This window comes from Citrobacter sp. RHBSTW-01044, assembly GCF_013781945.1.
GTDB lineage: Bacteria > Pseudomonadota > Gammaproteobacteria > Enterobacterales > Enterobacteriaceae > Citrobacter > Citrobacter braakii.
Map to the genome: position 1 here is coordinate 852,723 of NZ_CP056180.1, position 20,927 is coordinate 873,649.

14 protein-coding genes are annotated in these 20,927 nt (G+C 48.3%); 13 read left to right on the forward strand and 1 reads right to left on the reverse strand.

Annotated features, from left to right (window positions below):
* Positions 1-256 precede the first annotated feature (256 nt).
* Genes tviB through vexE form a run of 9 tightly spaced genes read left to right on the forward strand, consistent with a single transcriptional unit; the run spans position 257 to position 12,805 of the window.
* Positions 257-1,534 (forward strand): Vi polysaccharide biosynthesis UDP-N-acetylglucosamine C-6 dehydrogenase TviB, encoded by a 1,278-nt coding sequence (gene tviB, locus HV352_RS04170; protein WP_016157409.1) that lies wholly within the window; start codon positions 257-259, stop codon positions 1,532-1,534.
* A gap of 2 nt (positions 1,535-1,536) precedes the next feature.
* A complete protein-coding gene (gene tviC / locus HV352_RS04175) occupies positions 1,537-2,577 on the forward strand; it encodes a Vi polysaccharide biosynthesis UDP-N-acetylglucosaminuronic acid C-4 epimerase TviC (RefSeq protein ID WP_109017256.1) in 1,041 nt (346 codons plus the stop codon).
* A gap of 29 nt (positions 2,578-2,606) precedes the next feature.
* Positions 2,607-5,102 carry a Vi polysaccharide biosynthesis protein TviD gene (tviD, locus tag HV352_RS04180; RefSeq protein WP_181635219.1) on the forward strand — a complete coding sequence of 832 codons (2,496 nt, stop codon included), beginning with the start codon at positions 2,607-2,609 and terminating at the stop codon, positions 5,100-5,102.
* Positions 5,102-6,838, forward strand: a complete 1,737-nt coding sequence (tviE, locus tag HV352_RS04185) for a Vi polysaccharide biosynthesis glycosyltransferase TviE (RefSeq protein WP_016154314.1) — start codon at positions 5,102-5,104, stop codon at positions 6,836-6,838. Before tviD ends, tviE begins: the two co-directional genes overlap by 1 nt.
* A gap of 45 nt (positions 6,839-6,883) precedes the next feature.
* Entirely contained in the window at positions 6,884-7,951 is a 1,068-nt protein-coding gene (gene vexA, locus HV352_RS04190) for a Vi polysaccharide ABC transporter protein VexA (protein ID WP_016154313.1), read from the forward strand.
* A 9-nt stretch (positions 7,952-7,960) separates the two neighbouring features.
* Positions 7,961-8,755 (forward strand): Vi polysaccharide ABC transporter inner membrane protein VexB, encoded by a 795-nt coding sequence (vexB, locus tag HV352_RS04195; protein ID WP_016154312.1) that lies wholly within the window; start codon positions 7,961-7,963, stop codon positions 8,753-8,755.
* Positions 8,756-8,780: 25 nt separating this feature from the next.
* Positions 8,781-9,476 carry a Vi polysaccharide ABC transporter ATP-binding protein VexC gene (gene vexC, locus HV352_RS04200; RefSeq protein WP_049041941.1) on the forward strand — a complete coding sequence of 232 codons (696 nt, stop codon included), beginning with the start codon at positions 8,781-8,783 and terminating at the stop codon, positions 9,474-9,476.
* A 22-nt stretch (positions 9,477-9,498) separates the two neighbouring features.
* On the forward strand, positions 9,499-10,803 hold the full coding sequence (gene vexD, locus HV352_RS04205) for a Vi polysaccharide ABC transporter inner membrane protein VexD (protein ID WP_016154310.1): 1,305 nt from the start codon (positions 9,499-9,501) through the stop codon (positions 10,801-10,803).
* A 19-nt stretch (positions 10,804-10,822) separates the two neighbouring features.
* Positions 10,823-12,805, forward strand: coding sequence for a Vi polysaccharide transport protein VexE (gene vexE / locus HV352_RS04210; protein ID WP_181635220.1), 1,983 nt, complete (start codon positions 10,823-10,825; stop codon positions 12,803-12,805).
* Between the two features lie 228 nt (positions 12,806-13,033).
* Here the strand turns inward: vexE and HV352_RS04215 are convergent, their stop codons facing one another.
* Positions 13,034-13,570, reverse strand: a complete 537-nt coding sequence (locus HV352_RS04215; protein ID WP_016157400.1) for a GNAT family N-acetyltransferase — start codon at positions 13,568-13,570, stop codon at positions 13,034-13,036.
* Positions 13,571-14,531: 961 nt separating this feature from the next.
* Here HV352_RS04215 and pgaA point away from each other — a divergent pair.
* From pgaA to pgaD, 4 genes are read left to right on the forward strand one after another with little or no spacing between them, the layout of a single operon-like run.
* Complete coding sequence (pgaA, locus tag HV352_RS04220; protein WP_075847466.1) at positions 14,532-16,994, forward strand: poly-beta-1,6 N-acetyl-D-glucosamine export porin PgaA; 2,463 nt, start codon at positions 14,532-14,534, stop codon at positions 16,992-16,994.
* A 9-nt stretch (positions 16,995-17,003) separates the two neighbouring features.
* Complete coding sequence (gene pgaB, locus HV352_RS04225) at positions 17,004-19,025, forward strand: poly-beta-1,6-N-acetyl-D-glucosamine N-deacetylase PgaB (protein WP_016157399.1); 2,022 nt, start codon at positions 17,004-17,006, stop codon at positions 19,023-19,025.
* On the forward strand, positions 19,022-20,356 hold the full coding sequence (gene pgaC, locus HV352_RS04230) for a poly-beta-1,6-N-acetyl-D-glucosamine synthase (protein WP_016154305.1): 1,335 nt from the start codon (positions 19,022-19,024) through the stop codon (positions 20,354-20,356). Before pgaB ends, pgaC begins: the two co-directional genes overlap by 4 nt.
* The gene (gene pgaD / locus HV352_RS04235) at positions 20,353-20,859 is read left to right on the forward strand and encodes a poly-beta-1,6-N-acetyl-D-glucosamine biosynthesis protein PgaD (RefSeq protein WP_016154304.1); all 507 of its coding nucleotides are present in this window, start codon (positions 20,353-20,355) and stop codon (positions 20,857-20,859) included. The genes pgaC and pgaD overlap by 4 nt, the downstream gene beginning before the upstream one ends.
* The last annotated feature ends 68 nt before the right edge of the window (positions 20,860-20,927 follow it).

A 20,927-nucleotide genomic window follows, 5' to 3' on the forward strand; every position in this document is an offset into this window, starting at 1 on the left:
AAACTATGCGTTTTCTCATTAAGAATTACAATTAAAGATCCGATCTTTAATTGTTGTTTTAGAACGGATACTGCATACGACCTTCATTTAACTAAAATTAGGAAATATAAAATTTCTAGCCTTGCTTAGACTAGAAACTGTCGTGATTTCGATAAAAATAGATACGCTGGCTAAGAACGTCAGGGGCGGTAGCGTTCCAGAAAACATCTGGGATTTATTTAAAGTTAATAATTATTAAATAAGGGATTTATCAGTAATGATCAGCAAAGATGATGTAAAAATTGCCATTATTGGACTCGGGTATGTTGGCTTACCATTGGCTGCTGAATTTGGGAAAATTCGCCAGGTGGTTGGTTTTGATGTTAATCATAAACGTATACTCGAGCTAAAAGAAGGGATCGATGTCAATCTCGAAACCACAGAAGAAGAGCTACGTGATGCTCGCCATCTGACGTTTACCTCATCAATTGATGAAATCAGAGAATGCAATTTTTACATCATTACCGTCCCGACGCCGATCAACGATTATAAGCAACCAGATCTCACCCCTTTGATTATGGCAAGTGAAACTGTTGGCAAAGTACTGAGACCGGGGGATATCGTGGTGTATGAATCTACGGTATATCCAGGGTGTACTGAAGAAGAATGCGTGCCGATCCTTGAGCGTATGTCAGCGATGACATTTAACAAAGACTTCTTTGTCGGATATAGCCCAGAGCGCATCAATCCCGGCGATAAAAAATATCGTCTGACAACTATCAAGAAAATTACCTCAGGTTCAACTGCAGAAACGGCCTGTCTGGTTGATGAGATCTATCGACAGATCATCACGGCAGGAACGTACAAAACGGAAAGCATTAAGATCGCGGAAGCGGCAAAGGTGATTGAAAATACCCAACGCGATCTCAATATCGCGCTGGTAAATGAATTGGCGATTATCTTTAACCGATTAGAGATTGACACTGAAGCCGTACTGCGAGCAGCGGGAAGTAAATGGAACTTCCTGCCATTCCGTCCTGGACTGGTTGGTGGTCACTGCATTGGCGTCGATCCCTATTATCTGACTCATAAATCTCAGGGCATCGGTTACTATCCGGAAATTATCCTCGCGGGTCGTCGACTGAACGATAATATGGGTAACTATGTTTCGGGACAGTTGATCAAAGCCATGATCAAAAAAGGGATTAATGTTGAGGGTTCTAACGTTCTGATTCTGGGGTTCACCTTTAAAGAAAACTGCCCGGATATCAGGAATACCCGCATTATCGATGTTGTAAAAGAGTTGGGCAATTACAGCTGTAATGTTGATATTTTTGACCCTTGGGTGGATGCTGAGGAAGTCGAAGAGGAATACGGGATTATACCTGTATCGGAAATCAAGGCGGCTTCTTATGATGCCATTATTGTTGCCGTTGGCCATGAGCAGTTTAAGAAGATGGGGAGTACTGATATTCGTGGCTTTGGAAAAGATAAACATGTGCTTTATGATTTGAAGTATATCCTTTCGCCTGAGCAGTCAGATGTGAGGTTATAATCATGACAGCCTATGATGAATTAAAAATACAACTCGTTCTTGAACCAAAACGTTGGCTTATTACTGGCGTAGCAGGTTTTATCGGCTCTGGATTATTAGAAGAACTACTCTATTTAAATCAAACAGTAATTGGGTTGGATAACTTTTCAACTGGCTATCAACATAATTTAGAGGATGTGCGTGCCGCTGTCAGTGAAGAACAATGGTCGCGGTTTACCTTTGTTCATGGGGATATCCGGTCGTTTGCCGATTGTCAGGCTGTTTGTGAGAATGTCGATTACGTTTTACATCAGGCCGCTCTGGGAAGCGTACCACGTTCCTTGCAGGATCCTATCACGACAAATAGCGCTAACATTGATGGTTTTTTAAATATGTTGACGGCGGCGAGAGATGCACATGTATCTGGTTTCACCTATGCCGCAAGCAGTAGTACTTATGGTGACCATCCCGATTTACCTAAAATTGAGGAACGGATCGGCCGGCCATTAAGCCCGTATGCGGTTACAAAATACGTCAATGAATTGTACGCCGAGGTGTTTGCTCGCAGCTATGATTTTAACGCTATTGGCCTGCGCTACTTTAATGTATTTGGCCGCCGCCAAAACCCTAACGGAGCATACTCTGCAGTCATTCCTCGCTGGATACTATCGCTTCTTAAAGATGAACCAATTTATATCAATGGCGATGGTTCAACAAGCCGGGATTTTTGCTATATAGAAAACGTGATTCAGGCCAATTTATTATCAGCAACGACTAATGATTTAGCCTCAAAAAATAAAGTCTATAATGTGGCTGTTGGAGACAGAACTTCGCTAAATGAGCTTTATTATCTCATCCGCGATGGGTTGAATTTATGGCGGGACGAACAAATTAGTGCTGAGCCAATTTATAAAGATTTTCGTGACGGTGACGTTAAGCATAGTCAGGCAGATATTACCAGAATAAAAACATTTCTTTCATATGAGCCTGAGTTTGATATCAAAGAAGGACTTAAGCAGACTCTAAAATGGTATATCGATAAAAAGACTGCTTTGTATTCCTGAGTAAAACTACTCACTTTCCTTTCACGTGGATGAATTTAATGAAATCGTCAGGGATGTTTTCGCTTACAGCCATTGGTAGTTGCCGTATTGTGAGTCCGGTAAAACGAGCTCAGCCTTATTTTAATTTCAAGGCTAATTTTAAAAGGATATATGGTTTTACGCATACGAGCAGCGAGGCATTACAGCAGGTTCGTTTTATTTTAGGCTTGATAGATATTCCTGAAAAGGTCCGGCCTTTTATTTTTAGACCTGCCGTAAATTATTCAAACACCGACGTTCATAGTCGTTCTGATTTCTATATCGTTGAGATTTCAAGTCAGAAGAAGATTATGGCCTATGGGTTCTGCTTACAAATAAATTATTTAACTCGTCATTTCTATGAGTTTTTTAGCCAAACAGAGCGGGCGCGTGTGTACTGGTCGCTGGCCACGCAAGGAAATCAACACAAACTGCTGGCCTATCTCAAAGACGATCCCTGTTTTGCCGGAATGTCGGAAGACGATCGTGCCTTATTAAGCAATATCAATGTTGAGCAGATGGATGAGCATGCTATCGAACAGGACATGATGGAAATCGTTCAGCTTCTTGGTCGCGATCGCGTTATGTTTATGACCCATGTTGATGCCGTGACTCGTGCTGGAACCGTCATTCAGTCCCGCAGTCGATTGATTAAAAATGTCGAGACCATCGCCACCAGGATGGATATTCCCTGCGTTAATCCGACAAATTTGATGGAAAAGTGGGGACAGAAACGAGCCCTGGAAAAAAATGGCGACGATCTTACTCATTATACCGACATGTTTGGTGACGCGATCGTTGCGGCTATTTTTAAGGGAGTGATCAATAATACTAATCATCATCTTGATGAGGGGCGACAAGAGAAACAGGACCAAATACGTGAGATTACCCTATCGATCACTAAGCTGCTTGCCGATGGCGACATTATTGCTGCATCACAGCAACTTTTTGCCGCATTAAGAAATCAGCAGCAAGAGCCTGTTCTAATCCAACTTCGGTCCGTAATCTTCAGCCGTTTAGGTTATTATGAACAGGCTTATCAGGATATTAGTGATGTTGAGAAAATTATCGGTACGACGGACAGTACATTACGTTGTCGGCTGAGGTCTCTACATGGATTAGCGCGTTGGCGGGAAGCCTTATCGACGGCCGAGATGATGCTTTCCAATGAAATTGAAGATGAAGAAGTCCTTACCGTTGCCGCCGGCTCAGCCGATGCTTTACATCTGTTTGATAAGTCATATCAATACTGGAAACGTGTACTGTTATTGAATCCTGAAACCCAAAGCGGATGGGTTAATTTCCTGAGCAGCACGCAATATTTCAATGATGGCAACGCATTCTCCGAAGCTTTCCATGCCGGCATTCAATCGCAGCGCCTAAATGATGCGTTTATGGAAACAGCGTTATCTTTGGCAATCAAATTCAGTGATGAATTGATTTTCATGCATGCGCTCGAGCAGCTACTCCGCCATGAGTCAGAATTTGCGCTGACGGTATTGTCGACGATTCATGATACCGGTCTCGTTATCCGCACAGCTTTCTGTATCAAGAATATGAGCTATCATCAGGCGCTTAGCACCTCGTATAAAGATAAACTCCACGACGTTTTTGAGGCATGGAACAATACTGCGCTGTCGCTACATTCGGTTGATGATTTTGTCTCACTGAGTACTTCGCTGGTCTACAGCTACTCTGCATTTATGGTTTATCCCCATGCACGTATTTCTCGCTTTAATAATGAAGTTAAAATGGCATGGCGCGAGAAATTAAGAGAAATGTATGAGCGTGAGGATTATGAAAATATCCTGGCAGGGGCGAAAATAGTGTGGCCGCTTCTGGAGTTCGATCCCGTTAGCACCGTATATTGTGCAAGAACGCTGGTGAATCTTGGTGCCTGGAAAGACGCGTGCACGTTGGCCCATATGACCTTGATTCGTAATTCGAATATTACCAGCCTGCAGTCGATTATGTTACGCAGTATACGTCATATTAACGACATTCCGTTCCTCATTGATTTGATTGCTAACGTCATGAGCATTTCTCCATCATTCCAGAATGCCTCGATGAACGAGTTGTTTGAGAAAGAGTGTCGCAATGTTGCAACCAGAGCCCTTAAATATGTACGCCAGAAGAAAACTGAAGGACGTCTGGATGAAGCATTGTCTGTATTGATTAGCCTGAAACGAATTGATCCTGATGTTTCTCGCCTGATGCGTGAATATAAGCAAATTATCAGATTATTTAATGAGTCACTGAAGGATGGCGGTAGCACTATCGCGTCTTATGAACATCTAGATTATGCGAAAAAATTACTCGTTTTTGATAGTGAAAATGCCTATGCCTTGAAATATGCCGCATTAAACGCAATGCATTTACGCGACTACACCCAGGCTTTGCAGTATTGGCAGCGACTGGAGAAAGTGAATGGGCCAACGGAGCCGGTGACAAGGCAGATCTCGACCTGCATAACCGCATTACAAAAAAATACATCAGGGAAGTCGTAATGATTACGCAGGAAGAAAAGTTAGCTGCGCTAGGGAAAACGCTTTTAACATTGAAACAAGAGAAGAAGCTTGCGCAAGCTGTTGCGTTAATTGACAGCGAATTACCGGCTGAGGCTTTAACTTCATTAGCGATGCTAAAAAAAGCAGAATTTCTTCATGATTTCAATGAAACGGCGCGTGCATACGCGCTCTACGAAACGCTGATTGCACAAAACAATGATGAAGCTCGTTATGAGTATGCGCGTCGTTTATATAATACGGGGCTAGCCAAAGATGCGCAGCTAATTCTTAAAAAGGTTAGCACCGGCGTGCAGAAAAAATATAATAATTATTTAGGAAAAATAAATAAGATCTGCGATTTGCTTGAACGCCTTGAAGGGGAAGCGATCCCTGTGGGGACCAACACCCGTATTATTGCAATGAAGCATGCCATCTTGTTCTATCGAAATCGTCAGCCGCGGCAGCTTCCCGTCGGATCTTTTGGTCGCCTTGCGCTCTGTACAGGCTCGCTAGGTAGCGGCGGTGCAGAGCGTCAGATTTCCAGGCTGGCTATTGAGATCGCCAGAAAATATCGGCAACAGGGGAAAATTGGCGGCCTGAAAGTAGAAGAGCCGGTAGAGCTCATTATTCGCTCCCTGGCACCGGAACTCAGGCAAGACTTTTTCCTGAAAGAAGTGCTGGAAGAACAGGTCGAGGTGCTTGAAATCGCGAAGATTACCGGAAACTTCTTTGACGATACGACAATAGAATCTCCGGAGTTGCGCTTATTGCTCTCTCATCTGCCGCCGGTGTGTAACTACGGTATCAAGCATCTGGTCCCCCACTTATGCGAGCGCAAGCTGGATTATCTCTCCGTTTGGCAGGATGGCGCTTGTCTGATGATTGCGCTTGCAGCGCTGATTGCTGGCGTGCCCAGAATTCAGCTGGGATTACGTGGCTTACCGCCGGTGGTGAGAAAGCGTCTGTTCAAGCCGGAATATGAGCCTCTCTACCAGGCGCTGGCGGTCGTGCCTGGCGTTGATTTTATGAGTAACAACCATTGTGTGACCCGCCATTATGCCGACTGGCTAAAGTTGGAGGCGAAGCACTTCCAGGTTGTATATAACGGCGTCTTACCGCCATCTACCGAACCCTCTTCTGAGGTGCCACATAAAATCTGGCAGCAGTTTACGCAAAAAACACAGGATGCGGACACGACTATTGGTGGCGTTTTCCGCTTTGTAGGCGATAAGAACCCTTTTGCATGGATTGATTTTGCAGCACGCTATTTACAGCACCACCCCGCCACACGCTTTGTGCTGGTAGGCGATGGTGATTTGCGCGCTGAAGCGCAGAAACGCGCCGAACAGTTGGGGATTCTGGAGAGAATACTATTCGTTGGCGTCTCGCGTGACGTGGGGTATTGGCTGCAAAAAATGGACGTATTCATTTTGTTTTCGCGTTATGAAGGGCTACCCAATGTGCTCATTGAAGCACAAATGGTCGGGGTGCCGGTGATTTCAACCCCTGCAGGTGGATCGGCAGAATGCTTTATTGAGGGTGTTTCGGGTTTCATTCTTGATGATGCACAGACGGTCAATCTTGACCAGGCTTGCCGCTATGCAGAACAGTTGGTCAATTTATGGCGCAGCAGAACCGGTATTTGCCAACAGACGCAGTCATTTTTACAAGAACGCTTCACCGTGGAACATATGGTGGGAACGTTTGTACAAACCATTGCCTCTCAGCCTCGTTAATTAATGGGCAGCATTTTTTCAGCTATTTCATTTATAAAATAAGTTATGAAAAAAATTATTATATTATTAACGACGTTTTTTCTGCTTTCGGGATGCACTATTCCCAGGGCGGTATTTAAATCCAGCCTGATTAATCAGGACGATCCTCATTATCATCTGGTTGAAGTCACACCGACATTAAAACTGAGTGATGCCGATACTGTGCCGAAAACTATTGTCGATCCGGTCTTTGCCGAAAATAACTGGCACTGGACATCTTTGGCTAAAGGCGATGTGCTGCATATCACTATTTTATCCTCGGGCGGGGCGGGGTACTTATCCAATAACGCGAGCGGCGACCGGGCGGATTTTGAAAATATTCTTGTGACTGACGGTAATATCGTTCAGGTGCCTTATGCCGGGATAATCCCGGTTACCGGGCTGGATGTGACACAACTGGCTGAAGAGATCAGAAAGCGACTTTCGCGCGTTGTCCTGAATCCTCAGGTGCTGGTGACGCTTACCGCCCGCACCGGAGCCATGGTGACGGTCGAGGGAAGCGGGAAAACGGGTCGCTACCCTCTCGAACAGAGTATGAATCGTCTTAGTCATTTTTTGGCAACGGCGGCGGCAGTAGAAAATACCAGCGCAGATATGATGGAAGTTCACGTGACGCGCCAGCAGCATTATTTCAATGCGCGACTGTCAGATATTTATCAGTATCCCGGGTTGGATATTGTCTTACAGCCGGATGACCGTATCACTCTGCGTCAAGTGACCGAGTATGTTAATGTGCTCGGCGCGGCGGGTGTTCAGGGGAAACATGCTCTGGTTCAGCGTCATTCCAGCGTAGTGGATGCTTTGGCGCTGGCGAAAGGATTAAACGACAATCTTGCCGATCCGCAGGCGGTTTTTCTGTACAAGCATGACGAAGCGGAACAGGCGAAACAGCAGATGCGTAAGCTGAATATCTATCATGTCGATATGAGCCAACCTGACTCGGTGTTTTTAGCACAGGCCATGCGGGTGGAAGACGGCGATGTTATCTATATCTCGAACGCCTCTTTGACTGATTTCGCTAAGGTGAAAGCCGCATTCGATAGCTTTTTGATCCGCGGCTCTAACTCTTTCTAACGTCGCCATATGAATATTTTGAAAAATAATACTTATTATTTTATGAAACTCATTACCGTCTGTGAGTTAATCATTTTGTTAATGTCACGCGATATCAAAACACGCTATAACGGTAATTTGCTAAACTATATGATGGTGCTGGCCGTACCATTGGTATGGATAACCATTACCGTTATTTCTTTTCAATATTTAAATCGCACCGTGCCAATATTCACTGACGATATCAGCTTTGTTATTGCAGGTATATTACCGTATCTGTTATTTCGTTATACCATTACCGCAACCATGCGCACCCGTTCATTCTTTACATCGTTGGCGGTTGTCTCGCAGGTTAAGAAAAGACATGTGATTTTTGCTCTTGCCGCAGTCGAATTTGTTAATGCGGTTATCATTTATATTATTGTTTCATTAATTAACTTTCTTATCTTCTCCCGTTGGGAAGCCCAGAAACCGATCCTGATTTTTGAAGGGATGGTTATCGCATGGCTTCTGGGATTATCGTTTGGTTACTTTTGTGACGCACTGTCTGAACGGTTTCCGCTGGTCTACAAAGCCGTTCCTGTAGTGCTAAGACCGATGTTTTTGATTTCAGCTGTCTTTTATACGGCGAATGAATTGCCCTATTCATTATTAAGCATATTCAGCTGGAACCCTCTACTTCATGCTAATGAGATAGTCAGAGAAGGAATGTTTGAGGGGTATAACTCCTTGTACCTTGAACCTCTTTACCCTCTGGCATTTTCCGCAACGTTATTCCTCGCGGGCATCATTTTTCACCTGATTTGTGACACTGAAAATCACTGACTTTAGCTTCAGGAGAGACGCGTTCGTGTTCGGTTTATTAGGTTGTACACGCTATTTTGAGTCTGATAAGGGCCCGCGGGTGGTCCTTGATAAAACAGATTTTGTCATGGATTACCATGAGCATATCGGTATTCTGGCGGCCCCTGGTTCAGGCAAAACGACGCTAACCCGATTGCTGTGCGGTATAGATGCTCCTGATGAAGGGAATTTTATTGGGCTACGGGGTGATGCGCTCCCACTGGGGGCAAATGCTTTTGTTCTGCCGGGGTTAACCGGCGAAGAGAATGCGCGCATGATGGCCAGTCTTTATGGCCTGGATGGCGATGAATTTTCACATTTCTGCTATCAATTGACCCAGCTTGAACAGCGCTATACCGACAGGGTGAGTGAATATTCTGTCACGATGAAAGCGCATCTGGCATTTGCCATTAATTTACTGCTTCCCTGCCGCCTTTATATTGCCGATGACAAGCTGTACACCGGGGATAATGCCACACAGTTGCGTATGCAGGCGGCGCTAGCTTATGAGCTGCAACAGAAAGGGTTGATTGTGCTAACGCGCAACCCTCGGCTTATTAAAGAACACTGTCATGCGTTTGGCGTACTGCTGCATGGAAAAATTACGATGTGTGAAGATTTAGCACAGGCATCTGCGCTTTTTGAACAATATCAGTCAAATCAGGCGACGATTCAAACTGATGATTATTCCTTTGATATATAATTAGAAAATATACGGATAGAGTGTGGAAAATTCAGAACGTATTAAAAAATGGAAAGAGGAAAGGGCGAAGGTAGCAGAAGAAAGCCGAGCCTCGCGACTACAACAAAAAGAGAATGAACGCTCCCTTCGCCAGACGGAAAAAACGGCCGATGCGAAAAGTCATCATCGCCCAGACGCCGGGTGGTCCGCGACGGATGCTGATTCCGTCCGTAGAGCGTCATTGGTTATTAAAGAGCGACGTGTTCAGCAAGCCAAACAATCGCTACGTCGGCTCTTTCTTTATATTGCTTTGCCGCTGCTGGTTATTATGCTTATGTCGTGGCTATTAACTTCGCGTTTTTATAGCGCGGATGCCACCTTTATTGTGCAAACTGATGCCAGCCAGGATAATTTTTCTGGAACAGCTTTCTTTGGTGCAGGCAATGAGATGTCGGAGGGCTTTCAGGTTCGCGAGTTTATACTTTCGAAAGAAATGATGGAGCGGATGGAAAAAGAGCTCGGTTTTTTATCTTATTTCGCGCAAGACGATATCGCATTATTTTCCCGCTACCACGCGCCACTGGGTATTAATGATGATCCTTATCGTTACTATTTATCGAAAGTCTCGGTTGCTGTCGATATTCAACAGGGCATGCTGCGTTTAAACGTCAAGGCGCGGAGTGCGAAACAGGCTGAGTTTTTTGCCCAGCGCATTCTGGCTTTTGCTGAACAGCACGTTAATACCGTTTCAGCGCGGATGCAGCAGGAACGGATTTTATGGCTGGAAAACGATGTTAAATCGGCCCAGGAAAATCTGGGGGCCGCTCGGCTTGAATTGCTAAAAATACAGCATATACAGAAAGATATTGAACCGCAGGAAACCGTGACCGCGATTTATCAATTAATTGCTGGCTTTGAAACGCAGTTGGCGGAGGCGAAAGCGGAATACGCGCAATTAATGGCTAATGGTTTGGATCAGAACCCCCTTATTCCTCGCCTGTCGGCCAAAATCAAGGTCCTGGAAAAGCAGATCGGCGAACAACGTAACCGCCTGTCAAATAAGTTAGGGTCGCAAGGTTCTTCAGAAAGTCTGTCCCTGTTTGAAGATCTTCGCCTGCAGAGTGAGATCGCCAAAACACGCTGGGAATCTGCCTTGCAGACCTTACAGCAAGGGAAGCTTCAAGCGCTACGTGAGAGACGGTATTTGCTGATCATTTCTCAACCGATGGTGGTGTCTGACACCACTCGCTATGCCGATGGAACAAAGTGGTTACTGTTCTTCGTGTTGCTGGGCATCGCGTACCTGGTGACTTCTCTCCTGATAACCATCAGGCGGATGCGTGAATAAGGCGGAGTAAGGAAATACGATGAACTTGCACTCTACATGTAAAAAAATATCGCCAACCACCCTGCTCAAACAAGAGGATTGGGAGGGGCTATGTCACTATTTCGGTCAGCATCCCGAAAAAGTACGAGATAGTGCTGGAAATGAGCAAAACATTCTTCTCTTCGCTATCGCGTGTTTGCGTAAAGATGAAACAGATGCCGCGCTGACTTTGTTGTCAGACCGTGTGCTGACGGCAAAGAATAGCCGTGATTTATTGCGACGCTGGATTATTTCGCCGCTGGCATCACATCATCGGGACGCTGTACTACAGGTGGTTAACAAACTGCTGGCGGTGAATGTGTGCCAGCCGGAGGATGTCCTGCTGGTCGCAAGCGTGCTGCTTAAGAGTAAACAATATGCGACTGTTGCTGACTTAGCCGAGCGGGCATGGCTCGCTTTTTCGGGCAATAGTAAAATTTTTGCCCTCCATCTGCGCAGCCTGACGCTGGTGGATAAAGAGTTACAGGCAATCTCGTTGGCCAGAACACAGGCGCAGGAAGCTCCCCCGCGGGGAGATATGATTGAGACCTGCCTCCGTTTCTTAAATAAAAGCCGCCTACCAGAAGATCATGACCTGGCCCGCGCATTGCTCCCTTTCTTCGTGTTAGAAAGCCAGGAGTCGGCGGGGCTGGCGGTTGATACGCTGTGCGCTGTCGGTAAATATCAGGAAGCCATTCAGACTGGGGAGTCCGCATTAGCCCGTGGGTTGGATGATGCGGCGCTGCGTCGTAGCCTGGGGCTTGCCTACTATCAATCCGGTCGCAGCCGGGAAGCGAAGCTTCAGGCCGCTGAGCATTGGCGTCATGCCCTGCAATTTAACCCTGATAATTTACGGATCGTGACCCTGTATGCCGATGCCTTAATCAGAACGGGTCAGAATGAGAAAGCCATTCCGTTACTGCAGCAGTCGCTCGCGACTCATCCTGATCTTCCTTATGTCAGAGCCATGTATGCCCGAGCACTGCGCCAGGTTGGGCAATACGCTGCTGCCAGCGATGAGTTTGTACAACTGGCAAGGGAAAAAGGGGCGACCAGTAAATGGAACCGTTATGCCGCGGCGGCGTTGTTACAGGCGGGGAAAACAAGCGAAGCGGAAAGCGTCTTTGAGCACTATATTCAGGCCAGAGCAAGCCATCTGCCTCAGTCATTCGAAGAGGGGCTGCTGGCGCTTGATGGGCAAATATCTGCCGTTAATCTACCGCCTGAGCGCCTTGACTGGGCATGGGAAGTTGCCGGCAGACAGTCCGGTATCGAGCGCGATGAATGGGAACGCCGGGCGAAGTGGGGGTATCTTGCCGATAATTATCTCCTCGACTGGCTTGAATGCCGTGGAGAGCAGGCCGACGAACCGATGTATCGGTTGGCCGATATATCGCATGTCGAGCAGTTTTTCCAACGGCTGCAGCTCGATAAGCGTGGTTGCATTGTTGTATCGGCTCATATGGGCGCAATGTATGCCGGGCCGATGATCCTCTCCTTGCTGGAAATGAACAGTAAATGGGTGGCTTCCACGCCTGGCGTGCTCAAAGGGGGCTACGGTGAGCGGTTGATTTCGGTTAGTGACAAAAGCGAAGCGGACGTGGTCAGGGCCTGCATACAGACCTTACATAGTGGGCAGTCGCTTGTTGTAGCGATCGACGGCGCGCTGAATTTGAGCGCGCCGACTATCGACTTTTTCGGCCAGCAGATTACCTACTCCACCTTTTGCTCTCGACTTGCCTGGAAAATGCACTTACCCACCGTATTTGGTGTTCCGGTGTGGCGAGACGGGCGCATCCATTTTGTTTTGGAGAAAATGGTCGATCCGCAGAGGTTCGAAAGCCAGTCTTCTTTTATTGAGCGCTGGAAAGACAATTACCTGAAATGTGTAACCCAAATCCTGAATAGCGGGCCTGAAAATCTGAGACTGTCGGGGGGGATTTGGCGAAATATCACGCGCAGGGATGAAACATCTTCGGGCTGAAAAGACGTTTGCCCCGTGATGCCTTTGGCGCACCAGGCGGGGCCGCCCGCTAAGTAAAACTGAGTTATTCGATTTAGAAAGCATCCGTTCATTAACGTTCGGGTGCTTTTTTCGTTCTAACGAGCTGAAAAATGGAGAATTATTTAATAACTACGTTATACCTGATTGTGGTTCTGTTTGTCTGAGGGTTACCAGAAGACAGTATCCTGAAGTCATCCCTTAGCAATGTTAAATAGCGGCATCGAAATCCGCTGGTAGCGTACTGTTACCTGTGCCCAGGCTGCGTTGCATTAATACCGTATCAAGCCAGAGCCCATGCTTGAATCCAATGTTCGTCAGCGTACCTATTTTCGTAAATCCGGCCTGCTGATGGACTTTCAGCGATCCCTGATTATTGCTGTCGCCGACGATAGCGATCAACTGCCGATAACCCTGCGTTTCAGCCCACTCAATTACATGGCGTAGCAACGCTTTTCCCACCCCCTGACGCTGTGCCGTCGGGTCAATATAAATCGAATCTTCGAGGGTATAGCGATAGGCATAACGCTCGCGGTAACGGGTGAGATAGCAATACCCGATGACCTTATCTTCTTGCAATGCGACAACCCATGGCAGTCCCAGACTGCGGATTTTTTCCAGACGATCCTGCATCTCGCGGGTATCCGGCGGGTCAGTTTCAAAGCTGCCGGTACCGTGATTAACATGATGGGCGTAGATATCGCGTATGGCGGGGATGTGTTTTTTTTCAGCGTTAACGATTTTCATTGACCAGCTCCCATTGGCATCTTTGTCCAAATTACCTCAAAGGCTGGAGGGAAGGTAAGTGCAAAAAATTATGTGTCTATACCCGTCATTCTTTAAGCTGCATGTACCTTGGCTACGCTAGCTCACTTCAGTCACATAGTTCGCTAAACTCCTGGGGATTTACTCACTTGCCGCCTTCATGTAACTCGAATTATTTAGGGTATATAAATTATTTTCAATGTAAATAAGCTTTCAAATTGTAAGGGTAAACGGGGTGTGGTTGATACTGTCAATAATACGCAAGGTTGGTAAATACTTTAGCGAGTTGAGCAATGCACAATTCTTCGCGCACGTATTATGGCGGATACCAAAATACCAATTTTGGTAGATTTCTAGGATAGGTCAAGAAGTCATTTGATTTTATTGAGTTTTTACTGTTTTTTTTACTGTACTTAGTTCTGCTTATGACTGTACCTTTAATTTCATTTTATCGACCCTGTTCGAAACTTAAAATTAGGTTATATTATTTACATTGTTATCTTTGTTGTTATCAGGGGCATTATTATCAGAACTTTCTCTATCCGCACACAATAGTTACCATGCAAACAGTTGCGCGGTGTAGCTATGCCAACCAGCAATAGTTATCATCGTCACAAGGTTTCGTCATGCAAACTTAATCTAAATCCAGAATTCAATCCCAAGAGTATTAGGATTATTTAGTCTAAAATACTTTTTTGTCTAAGAGTTTTCGTATCGCATAGCCACGAACTACGCTGAGTGATAAAATTTTCGAGTTTACGCCTGCTTTCCCACGATTAGAGGGCGAGGCGCGGGTAGTCAATAAGACGAAAGAATTAATTGCTTCATAACCCTATTGCAAAATAAGCGGCATTGCATCTTACATGGTCGGGTATCGTAAGTAACTGACTGTAATATATTGAAAACGCTTATTTTTACTCTGATGTAAGTTATAAGGGCAGATATGTTAAGTATGCGTCGACATGCCAACTTCATTAAACGTTTTAAGTCTTTAAGCTGTTTATTTACGGCAAGCGTTCTTTTCCCTATGCAAATCTCTGCAGCGACATCAGATTATGACGCTTTGGTTATTGAAGCGCGGGGTGGTAATAGTGCACCGTTATTGCGTTATCTAGAGGATCAGGGAAAGCAAAGCGCGCTAACGCCAAATCAGGTTGCCGACTGGCTGCAAGTTTCCAGTTGGGTTGATAACAACGATAAAGCCACTATTGAAATCTGGCAGCGCTATCGTGGGCAGATGGATGTGCCTGCACGCGGCAAAGTCGCCGCTGCACGTGCGTACCGTAACCAGAAAAACTGGAATGATTCATTGGCGGTATGGGAAAGCGTTTTACAGGAAGAGCCTGACAACGTTGACGTACGCACCGGCTGGATAATGACGTTGGCAGATGCTCGCTACAATCAGCAAGCCCTTACTGAAGCGAATAAATGGGCACAGGCACATCCGGGTGCTGACTCCGATGCGCTACTTGCCTACGTATATCATTCTCAGGGAAAAAACTGGGACGCGCTGTTGGTTGCCAGCCAGGCAGATGACGTTGATCCTGGCAACAAAAATGCAAAATCTACGCTGCTGTCTGCTCTGTCAGCAAACCGTGTTTCCGGGCCCGCCTTAAATATGGCGGAGGTAGTGCCTACGGCAGATCCTGTGAAGCGTCGCCTTGAGCTTGATGCGGCCGCCGAAATGGTACGTTCCTCCTATACGTCCGCACGTAATGAAGAAGAGCGGTTTATCGTGGCGGATAAAGCGCTGGCCCGCTATGACCAGTTGCTGGCTGCCTGGAAGGATGAGCCGTCCGCGCAGAATGATGTCCGTCGGGCGAGAATTGACCGCATGGGGGCTTTGCTGGTTCGTAAGCGAACGTCTGAAGTGATTAAGGAATACGAATCGCTTTCTGCGAGCGGCGAAGTGCCAAACTACGCAAAACGCTGGGTAGCATCGGCATGGTTAAGCGAACGCCAGCCAGAAAAAACCGAAGCGATGCTGATGAGCATCTACTACCCGAATGGACCGATTCCCGTTACGCCGCTTGGTCCTGAGGATCAACAGGATCTGTTCTACGCGCATATCGATAATGAAAACTTTGATGCCGCTAAAAAACAGGCCGAAAACCTAATCAAAGAGAGTCCGTACCTGCGACGCATCTATGGTTCGCCAACGCCGCAGCCTAACGATAACTGGCTGCTCGGACAGTCGATGCTGACGCAATATTATATTGCTGCCAATGAACTACCTGAGGCTGAAAAGCTCGCAGAGCATCTGGCGCGAACAGGTTCAGGTAACCAGGGGCTGCGCATATCTTATGCCTCCGTTCTTGAAGCACGTGGCTTGCCGCATGCGGCGGAGAAAGAGCTGAAGCTGGCGGAAGTGATTGAGCCAAGCAACCTGGAACTGGAACGTCAGCAGGCTTATGTTGCGTTGGATCTCCAGGAATGGAGGCAGGCCGATGAACTGACGGATGACGTCATCGCCCGTAGCCCGGATGATGAAGCGACGCTGCGCCTCGCGCGTATTCGTGATGTCCACAAAATGTCGGAAGTGCGCATTAGCGGCACACAAGGGATCTCGTCCGATAGCCCGGTCAGCGGTAAGAATGACTTCAACATCAATACTGCCATTTACAGTCCGCCAATTAACGACAACTGGCGCTTGTTTACTGGATTCAACTTTGCTACCGGCGAATTTGAGGAAGGTAAAGGCATCAGCCGCGATCTGGCGGCGGGGGCGGAATGGACTTCCCGCGACTACTGGGCAGAAATGGAAGTCTCTGGCCGAAATTATGGCGATGGTCAGAAAATTGGCGGTCGTCTTTCCGGCTGGCATGACTTCAATGACAACTGGCGCGTAGGCGGTTCGGCCGAGCGCTTGTCGCGTAATACGCCACTGCGCGCGCTGCGTAGCGGCGTGTATGCCAACGGCGGCGATATGTTTGTTCGCTGGTATCAAAACGAACGACGTGAATATCAACTGTCGTTTGCCGCATCACATTTCTCAGATGGTAACGATCGCATCGAATACGGACTCAGCGGAAAAGAGCGCATGTGGACAACGCCGCGCTTCACCCTGGACTTTACCCCGGGCATCGGCGGGAGCACCAACACCAAAGAGAATGTGCCGTATTACAACCCGAAGAGTGATTTTTCCGTGGTACCGGCTCTGAGCGCGGAGCAGGTTCTTTACCGCCATTATGACACCGTGTGGACGCAGCAAGGTCTGGCTGGCGTAGGTGGCTATTGGCAGCAAGGCCAGGACGCTGGTGCCATCGTTCAGGTGGGATACGGACAACGGCTCAAATGGAACAACGTCGTAGATGGCGGGGTGATGCTGATTTGGGATAAACGCCCCTACGACGGTAAACGTGAGCGGAATATCTCCCTCGCTTTCGATTTAAATGTCAGGTTTTAAGGATTGTTCATGCTGAAAAGATGCCTGTGGCTTAGCGCATTAATCGCTGGCTGGTTGATGATTACCGCGTGCAGTAGCGCGCACAATACAACGCCTCGCTACGTTCCTCCCGCAGAGAGAACGCCGCTGACGGCGGATCATCCGTGGCCGAAAAATAGCTTCCTGGTGCTCGGCTACCACGATGTCGAGGATGGTGCCGCCGACCAGCGCTATCTTTCTGTGCGCACCAGCGCGTTGAGCGACCAAATGGCCTGGCTGCGTGATAATGGCTATAACCCGATCAGCGTGCAGCAAATCCTGGACGCCCATGACGGTAAAATCGTGTTGCCGGAAAAAGCGGTATTACTCACCTTTGATGACGGATATAGCAGTTTTTATACCCGCGTCTGGCCGCTGCTGAAAGCCTACAACTGGCCTGCGCTTTGGGCGCCGGTGGGGAGTTGGGTTGATGCTCCCGCCAACAAAAAAGTCGATTTTGGCGGCTTAATGACGGCGCGAGATAAATTCGCCACCTGGAAAATGGTCGAAGAGATGGGCAAATCACCGTTGGTGGAAGTCGGTGCGCACACCTGGAATTCGCATTTCGGTGCACAAGCCAACCCGCAGGGAAGTAAAGAACCGGCGGTGGCGAACCGCCTGTATGATAAGAAAACCGGCACTTACGAAACGGATGAACAGTACACGCGCCGTATAAACGCGGATATCTCTCTCATCACCAACAAGATCAAATCGGTGACCGGGAAATCACCGCGCGCGTGGGTCTGGCCTTACGGTGCGGCCAATGGCACAACGTTAAACCTGGCTAAAGAGCATGGCTATAAGATGGCCTTCACGCTCAACGAAGGGTTGGCGAATGCCGCGTTTCTTGATGACATCCCGCGCGTGCTAATCTCTGATAACCCCTCTCTTAAGCGCTTTGCCAGCCAGGTCGCTCAGGTACGTGAACCGCAGACGATGCGCGTGATGCATGTCGATCTGGATTACGTGTATGACAAGGACCCTGCTCAGCAGAAGCGAAACATCGACAAACTCATCCAGCGCGTTTATGACATGCGTATTTCTCATGTCTTCCTGCAGGCCTACGCCGATCCGCAGGGCGACGGAAATATTCGCGAGCTCTATTTCCCTAACCGCTGGCTGCCGATGCGTGCCGACCTCTTTAACTATATCTCCTGGCAGTTACAAACGCGGGCAGGGGTGACGGTGTATGCCTGGATGCCGGTTCTGGCTTTCGATCTCGACGCTTCCATCCCACGCGTAACTGCCTGGGATCCGAAAACGGGACGTACAGCGATCAACCGCGAGAATTATGTCCGTCTGTCCCCCTGGAGCAGCGAAGCGCGTCAGCGCATCACTGAAATCTATGAAGACCTGGCCAAACACGCCAGCTTCAAAGGGATTTTGTTCCATGACGATGCTTTCCTGACGGACTTTGAAGACGCGTCACCGGAGGCGTTGGCTGCCTACCGCGCCGCAGGGCTTCCCGGAAGCATTGAGCAAATCCGTAGCAATCCACAGGCGTTCGAGCGCTGGACGCGACTGAAAAGTAAGGTGCTGATCGACTTCACCAAACAACTGACCCAGGCGGTGCGTAATATTCGCGGTCCGCAGGTGCAGACGGCGCGCAATATTTACGCCATGCCGGTACTGGAGCCGGAGAGTGAAGCCTGGTTTGCGCAGAACCTGAATGATTTCCTCAATACCTATGACTGGACGGCACCGATGGCGATGCCTTTCATGGAGCAGATCCCGGCTAATGATGCCAACGCCTGGCTCGACAGATTAGTGAATGCCGTTGCACAAACGCCCGGCGCGCTGGACAAAACCGTGTTTGAACTACAGGCACGAGACTGGCGTAAATCCGGGGACGAGGCTGAAATCAGCGGAAAACAAATAGCCGAATGGATGCGCCAGCTGAAATTAAGCGGTGCAGGTAACTACGGCTATTACCCGGATGATTTCATCAGCGACAAACCTGAGATGTCAGAGATTCGTTCGACGTTCTCCTCATACTGGTACCCGCAAAAATGACCGATCGCATAATTGCTTTCCTGATACTTTGCCTGATGTTCAGCCTGCCGTTTGGCGTGGCGGTCATCTTTACAGGTGAAGTGATGTTGAACTTCGTCTTCTTCTGGCCCTTGTTTATGTCTGCTTTGTGGATAAGCGGCGGGGTCTATTTCTGGTTCTACCGTGAGCGTCACTGGAAATGGGGAGATGACACACCGCCACCGACGCTGGAGGGGAATCCGCTGGTTTCCATTCTGATCCCCTGTTTTAACGAAGGGATCAATGCGCGCGAAACCATTGAGGCCGCGCTGGCGCAGCGATATAAAAATATTGAAGTGATTGCCATCAACGATGGTTCAACGGATGACACCCACGACGTGCTGGAACAACTGGCGGTGGAATACCCCAGTCTGCGGGTGATTCATCTGGCTGAAAACCAGGGCAAAGCGCTGGCGCTCAAGACCGGGGCAGCAGCGGCGCGCAGTGATTACCTGGTGTGTATTGATGGCGATGCGTTACTGGACCGTGATGCCGTTGCCTATATTGTGGCGCCGCTTATCCAGTTCCCGCGCGTCGGTGCGGTGACCGGGAACCCACGTATTCGAACCCGCTCCACCTTAATCGGTCGGGTGCAGGTCGGGGAGTTTTCTTCCATTATCGGCTTGATTAAGCGTACTCAGCGAGTTTATGGGCAGATCTTTACCGTTTCCGGCGTGGTTGCTGCGTTTCGTCGTCGCGCACTGGCCGAGGTCGGTTACTGGAGCCCGGACATGATCACCGAAGACATCGATATCAGTTGGAAGCTGCAATTGCGCCACTGGTCGATATTCTTTGAGCCGCGCGCACTGTGCTGGATCCTGATGCCTGAAACGTTAAGAGGGTTATGGAAACAACGACTGCGCTGGGCGCAAGGCGGTGCGGAGGTGTTTATCGTGAACATGCGCCGCCTGTGGTCATGGGAATATCGCCGTATGTGGCCGCTGTTTTTTGAGTTCTGTTTTTCTACCACCTGGGCGTTTGCCTATGCGATCAGTATCGTGCTGTTCCTGTTAGGGCTGATGATCCCGATGCCGGACTCGCTGTATGTACAACATCTGTTCCCGCCGGCCTTTACTGGGCTAATCCTCGGCGTGGTGTGCTTGCTGCAGTTTGCGGTGAGTCTGATGATTGAGCGGCGCTATGAAAAAGGCATTGGCGCGTCGTTGTTCTGGATTATCTGGTTCCCGGTGGTGTACTGGATGCTAAGCCTGTTCACCACGCTGGTCGCTTTCCCGAAAGTAATGCTCAAACGCAAACGCGGCAGGGCGCGTTGGGTGAGTCCCGATCGTGGAATTGGGAGGATCGAATCATGAGCCAGCCGCTGATCTTTACGGAGCAGCGTTTGCTGCCGCGCATCATTGACGTGTTGTTAACGCTTTTTGCCTGGGTTGGCTTTTTATATTTGATCTATAAAGGGCTGATCACCGCTCTGGCGCACTCACCTTATATAGGCGTGCGACCCTTTTTCACCACGCTGGATACGGTCACGTTTTACATCCTTGTCGCGCTGGTCAACGGACTGGTGCTGATTGGTTGGGCGAAGTACAACCAGTTTCGTTTTCGGGTGGAACGTCGCAGTCGCAGGCCCGGACTGGAAGATCATGAGCTGGCGGAAAGTTTACGTATTACCCGGGAACTGGTGACAGAGCTGAACAAAGCGCGGGTGCTGACGGTTCACCATCATGAAAGTGGTGAAATCAGTCATATCGATGTGGACAGGGATATCGCCGATAACCGTCTACCGCCGCCGACGCCTGCGATGCTGGAGTATTTGCCGCCAGAGCCGCAGCCGTTGTTGCAGAAAAGGCCTGAGTGATATTTCTACTTTCAGTTGCTTCCTTCAGCCTCGCACAGGTCTATGATTAGACCCAGACAATAAAAAAA